We start from the raw sequence: 16,942 nt of genomic DNA, 5'->3' as shown, positions 1-16,942 counted from the left end.
TCTGGCGGCCAACCGCCGGCACGCGCGAGAATGCGCCACCGCAGCTTGCTGCGGCGCACCATCCCCCTTTATGCACAGAAAGGCTTCCCTTCCATGTCTGCACACCCGACCCCGGCCATCAGCACCTGCGATCTCTGCGACGCCCACAAGGGTGACGACAGTGGCGCGTTCCGCGTGCTGCCGCCCGTGTTCCAGAGCTACGGAGCGCTGCCCGCTTTCAGCGGCCCCGTGAGCACGGTGAAATGCTTCGAGGACAACACGCTGGTCAAGGCGGCCGTGGATTCGCCGGGCAACGGGCGCGTGTTGGTGGTGGACGGTGGAGCTTCGCTGCGTCGCGCGCTGGTGGGGGGCAATCTGGCAGCCAGCGCCGCGCGCAATGGCTGGGCCGGTATCGTGGTGAATGGCTGCGTGCGCGACGTGGCAGAACTGAATGCCGAGCGCGTGGGTATCCGCGCACTCGCACTCATGCCGTTGCCCACCGAAAAGCGGGGCGAAGGGCTTTCTGACGTGGCGGTGCAGGTACAGGGCGTGTGGGTGCGGCCGGGCGACTGGCTGTATGCGGATGCCGACGGCATTGTGATCAGCGACCGCGCGCTGTAACGTCGCCGGTCAGGCGCGCATGTCGCGGCCGGTGCGCCACGGCAGCCGTGCGGGCATCGTGGCCAGTACGACGCTGGCCAGTGCGATGCCAAAGGCCACGAACTGCATGGTCGTGAAGCGCTCGCCCAGCGCCAGCACGCCCACCAGCGCTGCGCTCACCGGCAGCAGTACGGTGAATACGCCACTCTGCGCGGCGGGGACGGTCTTCAGGCCGGTCATCCACAGCCACACGCTCCACATGCATGCTGCCATGGCGTAGAACACCAGCAGCAACCAAGTGGGCCAGCGTACGGCCGTGAAGTCGAAGTACAGGGCGAAATACAGCCCGAAAGGCATCGAGAGCATGAAGCCCCACAGGTTGATCAGCGCCGTGATGCGCCGTGGCCCCAGCGCGCCGGTGAGCTTCTTGCCGATGACGGAATAGGCGGCCTCGCACAGCGATGCGGCCAACAGCAGGGCATAGCCCAGCCATTGCAAGTTTTGGGAATTTTCGGGCTGTAGGGCATTGCTGGCGTGTGCGGAGTGCTCTGGTTTGGATAGCGCAAACAGCACAATACCCGCCACTGCGCAGGCCACCGCCACCCAGGTGCGGGTCGCCACCCGTTCACGCAGGAACAGCCAGCTCATGACCGCCACACATGCGGGGATGGTCGCCATGATCACCCCGGCAGAGGTGGCGCTGGTGAGGCTCACGCCGTAGATCATGCAAACGGTGAACAGAAAGTTGCCCAGCAGCGACTGCAGAAAAAGCAGGCCTTGGGTCTGCCGCGTCAGAGGTGGCTCCTGGTGCGGCTTCTTCAACCATCCGAGCATGGCCATTGCGCCGATACCGAAACGCAACCACGCCAGCAAAAGCACGGGGAACGCCGCGGCCAGCGGCTTGGAGAGCGCCACGTAGGCACCCACCAGCATCATGCTGAGCGCCAGGCAAAGGTATGCGGTGGGGCGGTTTGGCATCTGATGAAGATTCCGAACGGAGGCTCCATCATGCATGAGCGCGGGGCAGCCCATGGAAAGGAACTCACCAGGCCTCCTATTTCGCATGGAGAAAGCCTAATTTCTCATTGCGAAAAATTTGTTTGTTGCGTTGCGGAAAAATTTCTCGATACGAGAAATGAATTTTCATATGGAGATATAACAGTCGTAAATCATTGATTTTTATGGGTTAAATTTATCTCTTATATAAGACATAAGAGATTGATGTAGTCTTATAGAAGACTTAAAGTTGTGTCCAAGGGTCCCGGGATCGGTACCCGCCCATTCCTTTATCTCTTGGAGAGCAACATGCCAGATTCCCTGAACGCACAACTGAGCCGTGAGCAGCAAATCGCAGCCCTGGAAAAGGACTGGGCCCAGAATCCCCGCTGGAAGAGCGTGAAGCGCGGCTACACAGCCGCCGACGTGGTGCGTCTGCGCGGCAGCCTCCAGCCCGAATACACGCTGGCCAAGCGTGGCGCAGAGAAGCTGTGGGACAAGATCAATGGCGGCGCCAAGAAGGGCTACGTGAATGCCTTCGGTGCCATCAGCGCCGGCCAAGCCATGCAGCAAGCCAAGGCGGGCCTGGAAGCCGTGTACCTGTCGGGCTGGCAGGTGGCAGCTGACGGCAACACCAGCGAGACCATGTACCCCGACCAGTCGCTGTATGCCTATGACTCGGTGCCCACGATGGTGCGCCGCATCAACAACACCTTCAAGCGTGCCGACGAGATCCAGTGGGGCCGCGGTATCAATCCCGGCGACAAGGAATTCATCGACTACTTCCTGCCCATCGTGGCCGACGCCGAAGCCGGCTTCGGCGGCGTGCTGAACGCCTTCGAACTGATGAAGAACATGATTGCCGCTGGCGCGGCCGGCGTGCACTTCGAAGACCAACTGGCTGCCGTGAAGAAGTGCGGGCACATGGGCGGCAAGGTCCTCGTGCCCACACAGGAAGCCATCGAAAAGCTGATCGCTGCCCGCTTCGCTGCCGACGTGATGGGCGTGCCCACCATCGTGCTGGCCCGCACCGATGCCGAGGCCGCCAACCTGATCACCAGCGACCACGACGCCAACGACAAGCCGTTCTTGACGGGCGAGCGTACGCAGGAAGGCTTCTATCGCGTGAAGAATGGTCTGGAGCAAGCCATCAGCCGCGGTGTGGCTTACGCCCCCTACGCCGACCTGGTGTGGTGCGAGACCGGCACGCCCGACCTGGGTTTTGCCCGCGAGTTCGCCCAGGCCGTGCATGCGAAGTGCCCCGGCAAGCTGCTGTCGTACAACTGCTCGCCGTCCTTCAACTGGAAGAAAAACCTGGACGAGAAGACCATCGCCAAGTTCCAGGACGAGCTGTCGGCACTCGGCTACAAGTACCAGTTCATCACGCTGGCCGGCATCCACATCAACTGGTACAACACGTTCCAGTTCGCCCATGCTTATGCCCGCGGCGAAGGCATGAAGCACTACGTGAACATGGTGCAGGAGCCCGAGTTCGCCGCACGTGAGCAGGGCTACACCTTCGTGTCGCACCAGCAGGAGGTGGGCGCAGGCTATTTCGACGACGTGACCACCGTGATCCAGGGTGGTTCCTCGAGCGTGAAGGCGCTGACCGGCTCCACCGAAGAAGAGCAGTTCCACTGATCTTCTTGGTTGATGCGAGAAGCCCGGGGCCCCCGCCTCGGGCTTTTCTGTTGCTGCAGAGTAAAATGCCACACCTGTTCACCAACAAGGGCGAGAAAGGCAGTCTGGTTATGACACCGCGAACTACGACGGAGATCTGTTCCAGCCGCTGAGGCTGGCCGTTCGCGCCTGCACGAGATTTCTCTCGCCCCCATAAAAGCGCGGACCTGTACCGCGCTTTTTGCTTTCTGAACCTCAGTCAAGCGCGGCTCACCTACCGAAAAGACTCGATAAGGATTTCCATGATTCACATTACGCTTCCCGACGGTTCCCAGCGAGAGTTTGCTGGTCCCGTGACTGTGGCGGAGGTGGCTGCCTCCATCGGTTCGGGCCTGGCCAAAGCGGCGCTCGCCGGCAAGATCGGGGACAAGGTGGTGGATACCAGCTACCGGATCACGCAAGACAGCCCGCTGTCCATCGTGACGGCCAAGGATGCCGACGGCCTGGAGGTGATCCGCCACTCCACGGCCCACTTGCTGGCCTATGCGGTCAAGGAACTGTTTCCCGATGCGCAGGTGACCATCGGGCCGGTGATCGGAAACGGCTTCTACTACGACTTCTCGTACAAGCGTCCGTTCACGCCGGAAGACTTGGCCGCCATTGAAAAGCGCATGGCGGAACTGGCTGCGAAGGATGAACCAGTGGTGCGCCGTGTATTGCCTCGGGACGAGGCGGTGGCGTACTTCAAGGGCCTGGGCGAACACTACAAGGCCGAGATCATTGCCAGCATCCCGACGAATGAAGACGTGAGCCTGTACCGCGAGGGCGGCTTTGAAGACCTGTGCCGTGGCCCCCACGTGCCCAGCACCGGCAAGCTCAAGTTCTTCAAGCTCATGAAGGTAGCGGGCGCCTATTGGCGCGGCGACCACCGCAACGAGATGCTCCAGCGCGTCTATGGCACGGCATGGGCCACGAAGGAAGAACTGCAGCAGTACCTGCACATGCTGGAAGAGGCCGAGAAGCGCGACCATCGCAAGCTGGGCCGTGAGCTTGACCTGTTCCACATCGACGAACATTCGCCCGGCACGGTGTTCTGGCACCCCAAGGGCTGGACGCTGTGGCAGGAGGTGGAGCAGTACATGCGCCGCGTATACCGCGACAACGGCTACCAGGAGGTCAAGGGCCCGCAGATCCTAGACAAGACGCTGTGGGAGAAAACGGGACACTGGGACAAGTACCGCGACAACATGTTCACCACTGAGAGTGAGAAGCGCGACTACGCTCTCAAGCCGATGAACTGCCCGGGCCATATCCTGATCTTCAAGCAGGGCATCAAGAGCTACCGCGACCTGCCGCTACGCTACGGCGAGTTCGGCCAGTGCCACCGCAACGAGCCCACGGGTGGCCTGCACGGCATCATGCGCGTGCGCGGTTTCACGCAGGACGATGGTCACATCTTCTGCACGGAAGACCACATCCTGGCCGAATGCACAGCTTACACAGCGTTGCTGCAAAAGGTCTACAAGGACTTCGGCTTCCACAACATCATCTACAAGGTGGCCACGCGCCCCCAGGCACGCATCGGTTCCGACGAGAGCTGGGACAAGGCCGAGCATGCGCTGATGGAAAGCCTGCGCGCGTCGGGTTGCGAATTCGAGATCGCTCCCGGCGATGGCGCCTTCTATGGCCCGAAGATCGAGTACACGCTCAAGGACGCGATCGGACGGCAGTGGCAGTGCGGCACCATGCAGGTGGACTTCTCGATGCCCGAGCGGCTGGATGCAGAGTACGTGGGCGAGGATGGCGGGCGCCATCGGCCGGTGATGCTGCACCGCGCCATCGTGGGCAGCCTGGAGCGCTTCATCGGCATCCTGATCGAAGAACACGCCGGGGCCTTGCCCGTTTGGCTTGCGCCCGTACAGGTGGCAGTGCTCAATATCACCGATGCACAGTCCGATTACTGTCGTGAAATCGCCGCAAAGCTGCAAAAAGCGTTGCCGAATCAAGGCCTTAGGGTGGTGACTGATCTGCGTAACGAGAAGATTACGTATAAAATACGGGAGCATTCGCTGCAAAAGCTGCCCTACATCCTCGTCGCCGGCGACAAGGAAAAGGCTGCAGGGGCTGTGGCAGTGCGTGCCCGGGGTAACAAAGACCTCGGCGTGATGTCCATCGACGCATTCGTCGATCTGATCGCGCAGGACATTGCCTCCAAAGTCTGAATCATCGCTTGAAGCGCATCCCTGGTGCGTAAGCTGCTACGCTTTTCGTAGCTTTTTAATTGAAGGTGAGAGCCATCGCTACCGAATTTCGTGACCGTCGCCAGCGCGAGGAGCGCAAGCATCGACTGAACCGTGAAATCATGGCGCCTGAAGTGCGCCTGTCCGGTCCGGACAACGAGCCCCTGGGCATCGTCAGCCTGCAAGAGGCCCTGCGCATGGCGGGCGAGCTGGATGTGGACTTAGTTGAAATTGCAGCCACGGCTAATCCCCCGGTCTGCCGCCTGATGGACTACGGCAAGTTCAAGTATCAGGAGCAGAAGAAGGCGGCCGAGGCCAAGGCCAAGCAGACGGTCATCGAGATCAAGGAAGTCAAGTTCCGCCCTGGTACGGACGATGGCGACTACAACATCAAGCTGCGCAACATCCGCCGTTTTCTGGCGGAGGGCGATAAGTGCAAGATCACGCTGCGCTTCCGTGGCCGCGAGATCACGCACCAGGAGCTGGGCCTGGCATTGCTCAACCGCTTGAGGGATGACTTGGGCGACACCATTTTGGTGGAGCAGTTTCCCAAGCTGGAAGGTCGCCAGATGATCATGATGATCGCGCCGGCCCGCAAGAAGCCGGCAGGTAAACCTGCCGCCGAAAGCGCTCCCGCCGCTGGCGACAACGCTGCGTAAGCAAGGAGATTTGGCGGGCGCCCCCTAAAACAGGGTGCCGGCCGATAGGCGGCATGCAAGTGCCGCCGCACGGCGAGCCGCAAGGCGCGTCGTTTGAAAAAGTGGCTCGGGGCCAACAAGGTTGCACAGCGGTGTGCAAACGCCTCACGAGCACAACCAACAGGAGCATTCACATGCCCAAGATGAAGACCAAGAGCAGCGCGAAGAAGCGTTTTCGCGTTCGTCCAGGCGGTACGGTCAAGCGTGGCCAAGCTTTCAAGCGCCACATCCTGACCAAGAAGACCACGAAGAACAAGCGCCACCTGCGTGGCATTGTGAACGTGCACGAAGGCGATATGGGTTCCATCGCAAAGATGCTGCCCTCCGCTGGCCTGTAATCAACTGACGAACAAGGAGAAAACACATGCCTCGCGTCAAACGTGGTGTAACGGCCCGCGCCCGTCACAAGAAGGTCCTCGCCCTTGCCAAGGGCTTCCGTGGTCGCCGCGGTAACGTCTTCCGCATCGCCAAGCAGGCGGTGATGAAGGCGGGGCAATATGCCTACCGTGACCGCCGCACCAAGAAGCGCGTGTTCCGCCAGTTGTGGATCGCCCGTATCAACGCCGCTGCCCGTGAACTGGGCCTGACCTACAGCCAGTTCGCCAACGGCCTGAAGAAGGCATCCATCGAGATCGACCGCAAGATGCTGGCCGACCTCGCGGTGCATGACAAGGCTGCCTTTGGCAGCATCGTGGAGCAAGTCAAGGCCAAGCTGGCTGCTTGAGTTCACGATTGGTAGCTATAAATTGTATAGCTACTAGCGCGCAAACAACAAGGGCTAGGGCTTGAAAAGGCACTAGCCCTTGTTTCTTTTTCAAGAGTCGATATGAACGAGTTGGATTCCTTGGTGACGAGCGCGCGCGAGTCGTTCGCGCGTTCCGCAACCCCTGCCGAACTGGAGAACGCCAAGGCGCAGTTCCTGGGCAAGTCAGGCCGCCTGACCGAGCTCATGAAGGGCATGGCGCAGCTCTCGCCCGAGGAGAAGAAAACCCGCGGCGCCGCCATCAACGTGGCCAAGCAGGCCGTGGAGGCAGCCCTCGCCACACGCCGCCAGGAGCTGGCGGACGCCGAGCTGCAGGCACAGCTCAAGGCCGAGGCGCTGGATGTGACGCTGCCGGGCCGCCAGCGCGGCCGCGGCGGCCTGCATCCCGTGTCGCTGACGCTGGAGCGCATCGAGCGGATCTTCGGTTCGATGGGCTTCGAGGTGGCGGACGGCCCCGAGATCGAGACCGACTGGTTCAACTTCACGGCGCTGAACACGCCCGAGGACCACCCCGCCCGGTCCATGCACGACACCTTCTACGTGGAAGGCGGCACACCCGAAGCCCCCAACCTGCTGCGCACGCACACCAGCCCGATGCAGGTGCGCTACGCCGTGCAGCATGTGAAGAAACACCATGGCCTGATCGACGCCGGCCAGGCCATGCCCGAGATCCGCGTGATCGCTCCGGGCCGCACCTACCGCGTGGACTCCGACGCCACGCACTCGCCCATGTTCCACCAGTGTGAAGGCCTGTGGATCGGCGAGAACGTGAGCTTCAAAGACCTGAAGGTCGTGTTCACGGACTTCTGCAAGACCTTCTTTGAAAGCGACGACCTGGTGCTGCGCTTTCGCCCCAGCTTCTTCCCTTTCACCGAGCCCAGCGCCGAGATCGATATCCAGTTCCAGTCGGGCACGTTGGCCGGCAAGTGGCTGGAGGTGGCGGGCTCCGGCCAGGTGCACCCCAACGTGGTGCGCAACATGGGGCTGGACCCCGAACGCTTCATCGGCTTTGCCTTCGGCATGGGGCCGGACCGGCTGACCATGCTGCGCTACGGCGTGAACGACCTGCGCCTGTTCTTCGACGGCGACATCCGTTTCCTGTCGCAGTTCCAGTAATGCAAAAAAGTGAGCTGCCAGCGCTTGTTAAGCCTACTCTTCAATATGTTTTCATATGGAAAACAATAGGTAGCAAGCGCTAGCAGCTCTCTTTTCAAGAGCACGCCAAAGAAGTCTGACTATGCAATTCCCCGAATCCTGGTTGCGCGAGTTCTGCAACCCTCCGCTCAACACCCAAGAACTGGCCGACACCCTGACGATGGCAGGGCTGGAGGTCGAAGAGCTGCAGCCCGTCGCGCCGCCGTTCACGAAGATCGTCGTCGGCGAGATCAAGGATGCTCAGCAGCACCCCAATGCCGACCGCCTGCGCGTGTGCCAGGTGGATGTGGGGCAGGGCGAGCCGCTGACCATCGTCTGCGGCGCGCCCAATGCCCGCGTGGGCATCAAGGTGCCGTGCGCCATGGTGGGCGCGGAGCTGCCGCCCGGCGAGGATGGCAAGCCGTTTCTCATCAAGGTGGGCAAGCTGCGCGGTGTGGAGAGCTTTGGCATGCTGTGCTCGGCGCGCGAGCTGAAACTGTCGGAGGACCATGGCGGCCTGCTGGAACTACCGGCCGACGCGCCGCTGGGCCAGAACATCCGCCAGTACCTGAACCTGGACGACACGCTGTTCACGCTCAAGCTCACACCCAACCTGGCGCATTGCCTGAGTGTCTACGGCATCGCGCGCGAGGTGTCCGCGCTGACGGGCGCGCCGCTGAAGGCGCCGCAGTTCCCCGCCATGACCACCGCGATCGATGACCGCTTGCCCGTGCGCGTGAGCGCGCCTGACCTGTGCGGGCGCTTCTCCGGCCGCGTCGTGCGCAACGTCAATACCCAGGCCGCCACGCCGCAGTGGATGGTGGACCGCCTGGCGCGCTGCGGCCAGCGCAGTGTCTCGCCGCTGGTGGACATCTCCAACTACGTGATGTTCGAGTTCGGCCGCCCGTCGCACATCTTCGACCTGGACAAGATCCATGGCGGCCTGGAAGTGCGCTGGGGCAAGGCCGGCGAACAACTCAAGCTGCTCAACGGCAACACCGTCACCGTCGATGAGAAGGTGGGCGTGATCGCCGACGAGCGCGAGGTGGAGTCGCTTGCCGGCATCATGGGTGGTGACGCCACGGCTGTGTCGGATGACACGCGCAACATCTACGTCGAGGCGGCCTTCTGGTGGCCAGAGGCCGTAGCCGGCCGCTCGCGCCGCTACAACTTCTCCACCGACGCCGGCCATCGCTTCGAGCGCGGCGTGGATCCCGAGCTGACCGTGGAGCACATCGAGCGCATCACGCAGCTGATCGTCGACATTTGCGGTACGCCAGAGACGGCATGCGCTCCCATTGATGATCAGCGCGTCAACATGCCCGCGCAAACACCGGTGCGCATGCGCGTCGCGCGTGCGGCCAAGGTGATCGGCATGCCGCTCACGCAGGCGCAGTGCGTGGATGCGCTGAGGCGCCTGGGCCTGCCGCTGCAGGAGGAAGAGGGTGCCGTGACGGTCACGCCACCGTCGTTCCGCTTCGACCTGCGCCTGGAGGAAGACCTGATCGAGGAAGTGGCGCGCGTGGTGGGCTACAACAACCTGCCCACCACCCCGCCGCTGGCGCCGATCACGCCCAAGTTGCGCGCTGAATCGCGCCGCAGCAGCTTCGCGGTGCGCCGTGAACTGGCGGCATTGGGCTACCAGGAGACCATCAACTTCAGCTTTGTCGAAGAGCATTGGGAAAAGGAACTGGCCGGCAACGCCGCGCCGATCAAGCTGCTCAACCCCATCGCCAGCCACCTGAGCGTCATGCGCTCGTCGCTGCTGGGCTCTTTGCTGCAGGTGCTCAAGTTCAACCTGGACCGCAAGGCCGGCCGCGTGCGCGTGTTCGAGCTGGGGCGGGTGTTCCTGCGTGATGCGAGCGTGCAGAACACCGACCGCACGGTGGAAGGCTTCGCGCAGCCGATGCGGGTCGCGGGCCTGGCCTATGGTGCGGCCGATGCGCTGCAGTGGGGCCGCAAGGACAAGGCGGTGGACTTCTACGATGCCAAGGGTGATGTGGAAGCGCTGCTCGCGCCGCTGCGCCCCACGTTCGAGCCAGCAGCGCATCCGGCACTGCACCCGGGCCGCTGCGCGCGCGTGCTGCTGGAGGGTCACCCCATCGGCTTTGTGGGCGAATTGCATCCGCAATGGCGCCAGTCCTGGGACCTGCCGGCTGCGCCGATGATGTTTGAACTGGAGCTGGACGCCGTGCTGCAGCGCAAGGTGCCGGGCTTTCGCCCCGTGGCCAAGCGCCAGCTGGTGGAGCGGGACATTGCCGTGGTTGTGGCCGAGCGGGTCTCGCACGATGAGGTGATGCGTGCCATTGGCGGTGCACTGGCAGGCGATCTGCTGCGCTCCGCGGTGCTGTTCGATGTCTTCCGGCCCCAGCCGCAGCGTGCGGGCGAGGCCGTGCCGGCGGGCGCTCTGGCGCAGGGCGAGAAGAGCCTGGCCATTCGCCTGACGCTGGGCAGCGACGCCGCCGCGTTGACGGACGCTGAGATCGAAGCCGCAGTGCAATCGGTGCTGCAGGCGCTGGGTACCCACACAGGAGCGAGGTTGCGATGACTCTGGGGATGGAGCCGGGGCCGGTGGAGTTCGCCGTAGAAAGCCTGGAATCGCCTGCGCTGACCAAAGCGCAGCTGGCGGATCTGCTGTTCGAGCACATCGGCCTGAACAAGCGCGAGTCCAAGGACATGGTGGACGCCTTCTTCGACCTGATCGTGCAAAGCCTGGTCGACGGCCAGGACGTGAAGCTGTCAGGGTTTGGCAACTTCCAGATCCGCACCAAGGCGCCGCGTCCGGGGCGTAACCCGCGCACCGGCGAAGCCATTCCCATCAAGGCGCGACGCGTGGTGACCTTTCATGCCAGCACCAAACTCAAGGAACAGATCCAGGGGCAGGACAAAGCTTGAAGTAGTTGACCCGAACCGGTGTTTTTGGCCCAGAGATCCTGGCCGCCGGTAAGGGGCTGCAGTACGCTCCACAGTCTTGCCCGTTTTTTGCGCCATTCCCATGAGCACCTTGCTGCCACCCATTCCGGCCAAACGCTATTTCACGATTGGTGAAGTGGCGGAGCTCTGTGGCGTCAAACCCCATGTCCTGCGCTACTGGGAACAGGAATTCACGCAGTTGCGTCCCATGAAGCGGCGCGGCAACCGGCGCTATTACCAGCACCATGAGGTGCTGATGATCCGCCGCATTCGCGACCTGCTGTATGACCAAGGCTTCACCATCAGCGGTGCGCGCAACCGGCTGCAAGAGCTGGCCCATGCGGACAAGGCGCTGCTGCGCGATGGTGGTGCGCCGCATGCGGATGGCTTGGAGGCGGCTGTACCCGCGCAGGGTGCGAACGAGGGGATAAGCGTCGCGCAGGCGGTTCCTTTGAATGCGGCGACCCTGCGAAAAGAATTGGAAGAAATTCGCGCACTTCTTCTTACGGCCTGATTTTTCGGTATAGAATTCAAGTCTTGTCGGCGTGTAGCGCAGCCTGGTAGCGCACTTGCATGGGGTGCAAGGGGTCGCGAGTTCGAATCCCGCCACGCCGACCATTTATGCCAAAGGGGGCCACTGTGAAAACGGTGGTCCCTTTCTTCTTTGGCGCGTTTGGATCCTTGGCGGGACCAATGTCCTGTGCGCAGTGAGCATGCGCCTCTCGCGCTACAATGAGAGGCTTTCCCGCAAACAAGTCGCCCGGCCGCATCCAAAGCAATTTTCAACAAGCAGTAGCCTTCAGGAACATCGCCGTTCCTGCGGCTCCCGGGCGACCCGTAAACCATCGGAGAACCCAGTGCTTTTGTCTCTCAAGGGAACCTTCCCGCCCGCCATCCTGGCGCTCGCAGACGGCACGGTCTTTATCGGTAACTCGATCGGTGCCGCCGGCACCACGGTCGGCGAAGTGGTCTTCAATACCGCCATCACCGGCTACCAGGAAATTCTCACGGACCCCAGCTACTGCCAGCAGATCGTCACCCTGACGTATCCGCACATCGGCAACTACGGCGTCAACGCAGAGGATATCGAGGCTGAAAAAGTCCACGCCGCAGGCCTCATCATCAAGGACCTGCCGCTGCTGGCCAGCAACTTCCGCATGACCGAGACGCTGCCCGAGTACCTCGTGCGTGCCAAGACGGTAGCCATCGCCAACATCGACACCCGCAAACTGACCCGCCTGCTGCGCACTCAGGGCGCGCAAAATGGCGCCATCGTCGGATTGGCGGCTGGCGAGGCTGTGACCCAGGCGCGCATCGACGAAGCCGTGGCCGCGGCGAAGGCGGCGCCCAACATGAACGGGCTGGATCTGGCCAAGGTCGTGACCACGCGTGCCGCGTACGCCTGGGACCAGACTGAGTGGAAGCTGGGCGAAGGCTACGGCACGCAGACGGCCCCGCGCTTTCACGTCGTGGCCTATGACTATGGCGTGAAGCTGAACATCCTGCGCATGCTGGCCGAACGCGGCTGCAGGCTCACCGTGGTGCCCGCGCAGACCCCGGCGGCAGAGGTGCTGGCCATGAATCCCGATGGCGTGTTCCTGTCCAACGGCCCGGGCGACCCGGCGGCCTGCGACTACGCGATCACGGCAGTCAAGCAGATCATCGACAGCGGCGTACCTACCTTCGGCATCTGCCTGGGCCACCAGATCATGGCGCTGGCCAGTGGCGCCAGGACTTTCAAGATGGACAACAGCCACCATGGCGCAAACCACCCTGTGAAGGACTTGGACAGTGGCCGGGTAAGCATCACCAGCCAGAATCACGGTTTCGCGGTGGACATGGCATCGCTGCCGGCCACCTTGCGCGCCACGCACATCAGCCTGTTCGACGGCACGCTGCAGGGCCTGGAGCACAAGGACAAGCCGGCCTTCTGCTTCCAGGGGCACCCCGAGGCGTCACCCGGTCCGCACGACATTGCCTACCTGTTCGACCGCTTCACCACTCTGATGCAGGCCGCCAAGGCCCAGTAAGCCCAAAAGGAAACCGGCGCCATGAAACTCTTCAGCTTCCCGGCTGCAGCGCTTGAGAAAGCCATTCACAAGCGCGTGCTGACATTGCCTCCAATGCACCGCGAGTGGTTCACCGAACGCTGGCAGCAAAAGCCCTACAAGAAGTCGTTCGTCGAGAACAAGGCCATGCCCCTGGTCACGCTGATCGCCAAGGGCAAGACCTGGGACGATGCGACCTTCGCAGAGGCCATGCAGGAGTGGGACGTGACGTTCTACGAGGCAGAGGCCGAAGTGTTGCGACCCCTGGTTCAGCGCGACGGCCTGCTGCAGCTGATGCAAAAGAACCTCCCCGCCGAGCGGGCCCAGGCGCTGCTGGACAGGCTGAATACGCGGCGCCCCGCAGCGGTGTCTGCCGCCCCAGCCTCCGCCCCAGCGACCGATTGACAGACATACCATGCCAAAACGCACAGACATCAAAAGCATCCTCATCATCGGCGCCGGCCCGATCATCATCGGCCAGGCCTGCGAGTTCGACTACTCGGGCGTGCAGGCCTGCAAGGCGCTGCGCGAGGAGGGCTATAAGGTCATCCTGATCAATAGCAACCCCGCGACGATCATGACCGACCCGGCCACGGCCGACGTCACCTACATCGAGCCCATCACCTGGCAGACGGTCGAGAAGATCATCGCCAAGGAGCGCCCCGACGCCATCCTGCCGACCATGGGCGGCCAGACTGCACTGAACTGCGCGCTGGACCTGTGGCGCAACGGCGTGCTGCACAAGTACAAGGTCGAACTGATCGGCGCGACGCCCGAGGCCATCGACAAGGCCGAAGACCGCCTGAAGTTCAAGGATGCGATGACCCGCATTGGCCTTGGGTCGGCGCGCTCCGGCATCGCCCACAGCATGGACGAGGCCTGGGCCGTGCAGAAGAACGTGGGCTTCCCCACCGTCATCCGACCCAGCTTTACGCTGGGCGGCACGGGCGGCGGGATCGCCTACAACCCGGAAGAATTCGAAACCATCTGCAAGCGCGGCCTGGAAGCCTCGCCTACCAACGAGCTGCTGATCGAAGAGTCGCTGCTCGGCTGGAAGGAGTACGAGATGGAGGTCGTGCGCGACAAGGCGGACAACTGCATCATCGTGTGCTCGATCGAGAACCTGGACCCGATGGGCGTACACACAGGCGACTCGATCACCGTGGCACCCGCGCAGACGCTGACCGACAAGGAATACCAGATCATGCGCAACGCCAGCCTGGCAGTGCTGCGCGAGATCGGCGTAGACACGGGCGGCTCCAACGTGCAGTTCTCGGTGAACCCGAAGGACGGCCGCATGATCGTGATCGAGATGAACCCACGCGTGTCGCGCTCGTCGGCGCTGGCCTCCAAGGCCACGGGCTTCCCGATCGCCAAGGTCGCTGCCAAGCTGGCCGTGGGCTATACGCTCGATGAACTGAAGAACGAGATCACCGGCGGCGCTACACCTGCGTCGTTCGAGCCCTCCATCGACTACGTCGTCACCAAGATCCCCCGTTTTGCGTTCGAGAAATTCCCAGCGGCCGACAGCCGCCTGACCACGCAGATGAAGTCCGTAGGCGAGGTGATGGCCATGGGCCGCACTTTCCAGGAGTCCTTCCAGAAGGCGTTGCGCGGCCTGGAGGTGGGTGTGGATGGCATGAATGAGAAGACCCAGGACCGCGAACTGCTCGAGAAGGAGCTGGGCGAGCCGGGACCTGAGCGCATCTGGTACGTGGGTGACGCGTTCGCCATGGGCCTGTCGGTGGACGAGGTGCATGACCTCACCAAAATCGACAAGTGGTTCCTCGTGCAGATCGAGGAGATCGTGAAGATCGAACTCGACCTGGACCAACTCACGGCCGAGAAGGGCGATGGCGCGCTGGCCTCGCTGGATACGGACACGTTGCGCGCGCTCAAGAAGAAGGGCTTCTCCGACCGCCGCCTGGCCAAACTGCTCAAAACCAACGAGAAGGCTGTGCGCGAAGCGCGCCATGCGCTGAATGTGCGCCCGGTGTACAAGCGCGTGGATACCTGCGCCGCCGAATTCGCCACCAATACCGCCTACATGTATTCGACCTATGAGGACGAATGCGAAGCCGAGCCCACCAACAAGAAGAAGATCATGGTGCTGGGTGGCGGCCCCAACCGCATCGGCCAGGGCATCGAGTTCGACTACTGCTGCGTGCATGCGGCCCTCGCCATGCGCGAGGACGGGTACGAGACCATCATGGTCAACTGCAACCCCGAGACTGTCTCGACCGACTATGACACGTCGGATCGCCTGTACTTCGAACCGCTGACGCTGGAAGACGTGCTGGAGATCGTGGACAAGGAAAAGCCCGAGGGCGTGATCGTGCAATACGGCGGCCAGACGCCACTGAAGCTGGCACTGGGCCTGGAGGCCGCTGGCGTGCCGATCATTGGCACCACCCCCGACATGATCGACGCCGCCGAGGACCGCGAGCGTTTCCAGAAGCTGCTGGGCGACCTGGGCCTGCGCCAGCCGCCCAACGCCACCGCGCGTACCGAACCCGAGGCGCTGGAGAAGGCCGCTGCCCTTGGCTACCCGCTGGTGGTGCGCCCCAGCTACGTGCTGGGCGGCCGTGCCATGGAGATCGTGCATGAGCAGCGCGACTTGGAACGCTACATGCGCGAAGCCGTCAAGGTAAGCAACGATTCGCCCGTGCTGCTGGATCGCTTCCTCTCCAATGCCATTGAGTGCGATGTGGATTGTGTGCGCGATGCCTCCGGTGCCGTGTTCATCGGCGGCGTGATGGAGCACATCGAACAGGCTGGCGTGCACTCGGGCGACTCCGCCTGCTCGCTGCCGCCGTACTACCTGAAGGCCGAGACGGTGGCCGAGATCAAGCGCCAGACCACGGCCATGGCCCATGGCCTGAACGTGGTGGGCCTGATGAACGTGCAGTTCGCAATTCAGGAAACTGACGACGGTGATGTGATCTACGTGCTGGAAGTGAACCCGCGCGCCTCGCGCACGGTGCCGTTCGTCAGCAAGGCCACGGGCGTCCAGTTGGCCAAGGTGGCGGCGCGCTGCATGGCCGGCCAGACCCTGGCCAGCCAGGGCATCACCAAGGAGGTCACGCCGCCGTACTTCAGCGTGAAGGAGGCCGTGTTCCCCTTCGTCAAGTTCCCGGGCGTGGACACCATTCTGGGCCCCGAGATGAAGTCCACCGGCGAAGTCATGGGCGTGGGCAAGACCTTTGGCGAGGCCTTCGTCAAGAGCCAACTGGGTGCGGGTACGCGCCTGCCGCGCTCGGGCAAGGTGTTCCTCACCGTGAAGAACGCCGACAAGCAGCGCGCGGTGGCGATTGCCCGCGACCTGGCGGCCATGGGCTTCGAGCTGCTGGCCACCAAGGGAACGGCCGCGGCCATCGAGGCCGCCGGCGTGCCGGTACAGGTGGTCAACAAAGTGACCGAAGGCCGCCCGCACATCGTGGACATGATCAAGAACGACGAGATCGCCATGGTCATCAACACAGTGGAGGAGCGCCGCAACGCGATTGCCGATTCGCGCGCGATCCGCACCAGCTCGCTGCTGGCGCGCGTGACCACCTTCACCACCATCTTCGGCGCCGAGGCGGCCGTGGAAGGCATGAAGCACCTCGACAACCTGGACGTGTATTCGGTGCAGGAACTGCACGCCCGCTTGGCGGCTGCAGCCTGAGCGCGGCACCGGGTTTTAGAGCCTGTTCACGATCTTTTTATAGTGCCCGTTGCCCCGCAAAAGTGGCAGGTGCAAGGCGCAAAGCGCAGCCGGGCTGGTGGCCCGGCGAGCATTTGCAACGCCGCAGATGCCATTTTTGCAGGGCAACCCGAAGGGCAAGGCAGCAAAAAGCCGCACTCGTCGTTGCGCACCTTGGCCAGGCCGCCAGCATGGCCTGCGGCGCGCGCCTAGAGTGCGGCTTTTTGCTGCCTTGCGGGCACTATAAAAAGATCGTGAACAGGCTC

At 62.9% G+C, this 16,942-nt stretch carries 14 protein-coding genes and 1 tRNA gene; 14 read left to right on the top strand and 1 reads right to left on the bottom strand.

The window, feature by feature from the left end; all coding sequences use genetic code 11:
- Positions 1-93: 93 nt before the first annotated feature.
- Positions 94-600 (top strand): ribonuclease E activity regulator RraA, encoded by a 507-nt coding sequence (gene rraA / locus MRB47_RS12650; RefSeq protein WP_088886988.1) that lies wholly within the window; start codon positions 94-96, stop codon positions 598-600.
- Between the two features lie 9 nt (positions 601-609).
- On the opposite strand, the gene MRB47_RS12645 is transcribed toward rraA, so the two are convergent.
- Positions 610-1,557: a DMT family transporter gene (locus tag MRB47_RS12645; protein ID WP_252100889.1), complete on the bottom strand. Its 948-nt coding sequence runs from the start codon at positions 1,555-1,557 to the stop codon at positions 610-612.
- 327 nt (positions 1,558-1,884) lie between these two features.
- Between MRB47_RS12645 and aceA the strand changes: the two genes are divergently transcribed.
- The 13 genes from aceA (at position 1,885) to carB (ending at position 16,658) form a co-directional block, all read left to right on the top strand.
- A complete protein-coding gene (gene aceA, locus MRB47_RS12640) occupies positions 1,885-3,216 on the top strand; it encodes an isocitrate lyase (RefSeq protein ID WP_015913044.1) in 1,332 nt (443 codons plus the stop codon).
- A gap of 281 nt (positions 3,217-3,497) precedes the next feature.
- Entirely contained in the window at positions 3,498-5,417 is a 1,920-nt protein-coding gene (thrS, locus tag MRB47_RS12635; protein WP_252100888.1) for a threonine--tRNA ligase, read from the top strand.
- A gap of 65 nt (positions 5,418-5,482) precedes the next feature.
- Positions 5,483-6,094 (top strand): translation initiation factor IF-3, encoded by a 612-nt coding sequence (infC, locus tag MRB47_RS12630; protein ID WP_083766753.1) that lies wholly within the window; start codon positions 5,483-5,485, stop codon positions 6,092-6,094.
- 173 nt (positions 6,095-6,267) lie between these two features.
- A complete protein-coding gene (gene rpmI, locus MRB47_RS12625) occupies positions 6,268-6,471 on the top strand; it encodes a 50S ribosomal protein L35 (protein WP_011805603.1) in 204 nt (67 codons plus the stop codon).
- Between the two features lie 26 nt (positions 6,472-6,497).
- Complete coding sequence (gene rplT, locus MRB47_RS12620; RefSeq protein WP_005795139.1) at positions 6,498-6,857, top strand: 50S ribosomal protein L20; 360 nt, start codon at positions 6,498-6,500, stop codon at positions 6,855-6,857.
- Between the two features lie 102 nt (positions 6,858-6,959).
- Complete coding sequence (gene pheS / locus MRB47_RS12615) at positions 6,960-8,012, top strand: phenylalanine--tRNA ligase subunit alpha (protein ID WP_252100887.1); 1,053 nt, start codon at positions 6,960-6,962, stop codon at positions 8,010-8,012.
- Positions 8,013-8,133: 121 nt separating this feature from the next.
- Entirely contained in the window at positions 8,134-10,578 is a 2,445-nt protein-coding gene (gene pheT / locus MRB47_RS12610) for a phenylalanine--tRNA ligase subunit beta (RefSeq protein WP_252100886.1), read from the top strand.
- Positions 10,575-10,925, top strand: a complete 351-nt coding sequence (locus MRB47_RS12605; protein ID WP_011805600.1) for an integration host factor subunit alpha — start codon at positions 10,575-10,577, stop codon at positions 10,923-10,925. Before pheT ends, MRB47_RS12605 begins: the two co-directional genes overlap by 4 nt.
- A 100-nt stretch (positions 10,926-11,025) precedes the next feature.
- A complete protein-coding gene (locus MRB47_RS12600; protein ID WP_220638837.1) occupies positions 11,026-11,457 on the top strand; it encodes a MerR family transcriptional regulator in 432 nt (143 codons plus the stop codon).
- 27 nt (positions 11,458-11,484) lie between these two features.
- Positions 11,485-11,561: transfer RNA gene (locus MRB47_RS12595), tRNA-Pro, on the top strand.
- Between the two features lie 239 nt (positions 11,562-11,800).
- A complete protein-coding gene (carA, locus tag MRB47_RS12590) occupies positions 11,801-12,973 on the top strand; it encodes a glutamine-hydrolyzing carbamoyl-phosphate synthase small subunit (protein WP_011805598.1) in 1,173 nt (390 codons plus the stop codon).
- 21 nt (positions 12,974-12,994) lie between these two features.
- Positions 12,995-13,396, top strand: a complete 402-nt coding sequence (locus tag MRB47_RS12585) for a hypothetical protein (protein WP_015913050.1) — start codon at positions 12,995-12,997, stop codon at positions 13,394-13,396.
- Positions 13,397-13,406: 10 nt separating this feature from the next.
- Positions 13,407-16,658 (top strand): carbamoyl-phosphate synthase large subunit, encoded by a 3,252-nt coding sequence (gene carB / locus MRB47_RS12580; protein WP_015913051.1) that lies wholly within the window; start codon positions 13,407-13,409, stop codon positions 16,656-16,658.
- Positions 16,659-16,942 lie beyond the last annotated feature (284 nt).

The sequence above is a fragment of the Diaphorobacter sp. LI3 genome (assembly GCF_022807955.1).
GTDB lineage: Bacteria > Pseudomonadota > Gammaproteobacteria > Burkholderiales > Burkholderiaceae_C > Diaphorobacter > Diaphorobacter nitroreducens.
Note: the sequence above shows the minus strand (reverse complement) of the source record. Positions and strands in the feature narration are given on the sequence as shown.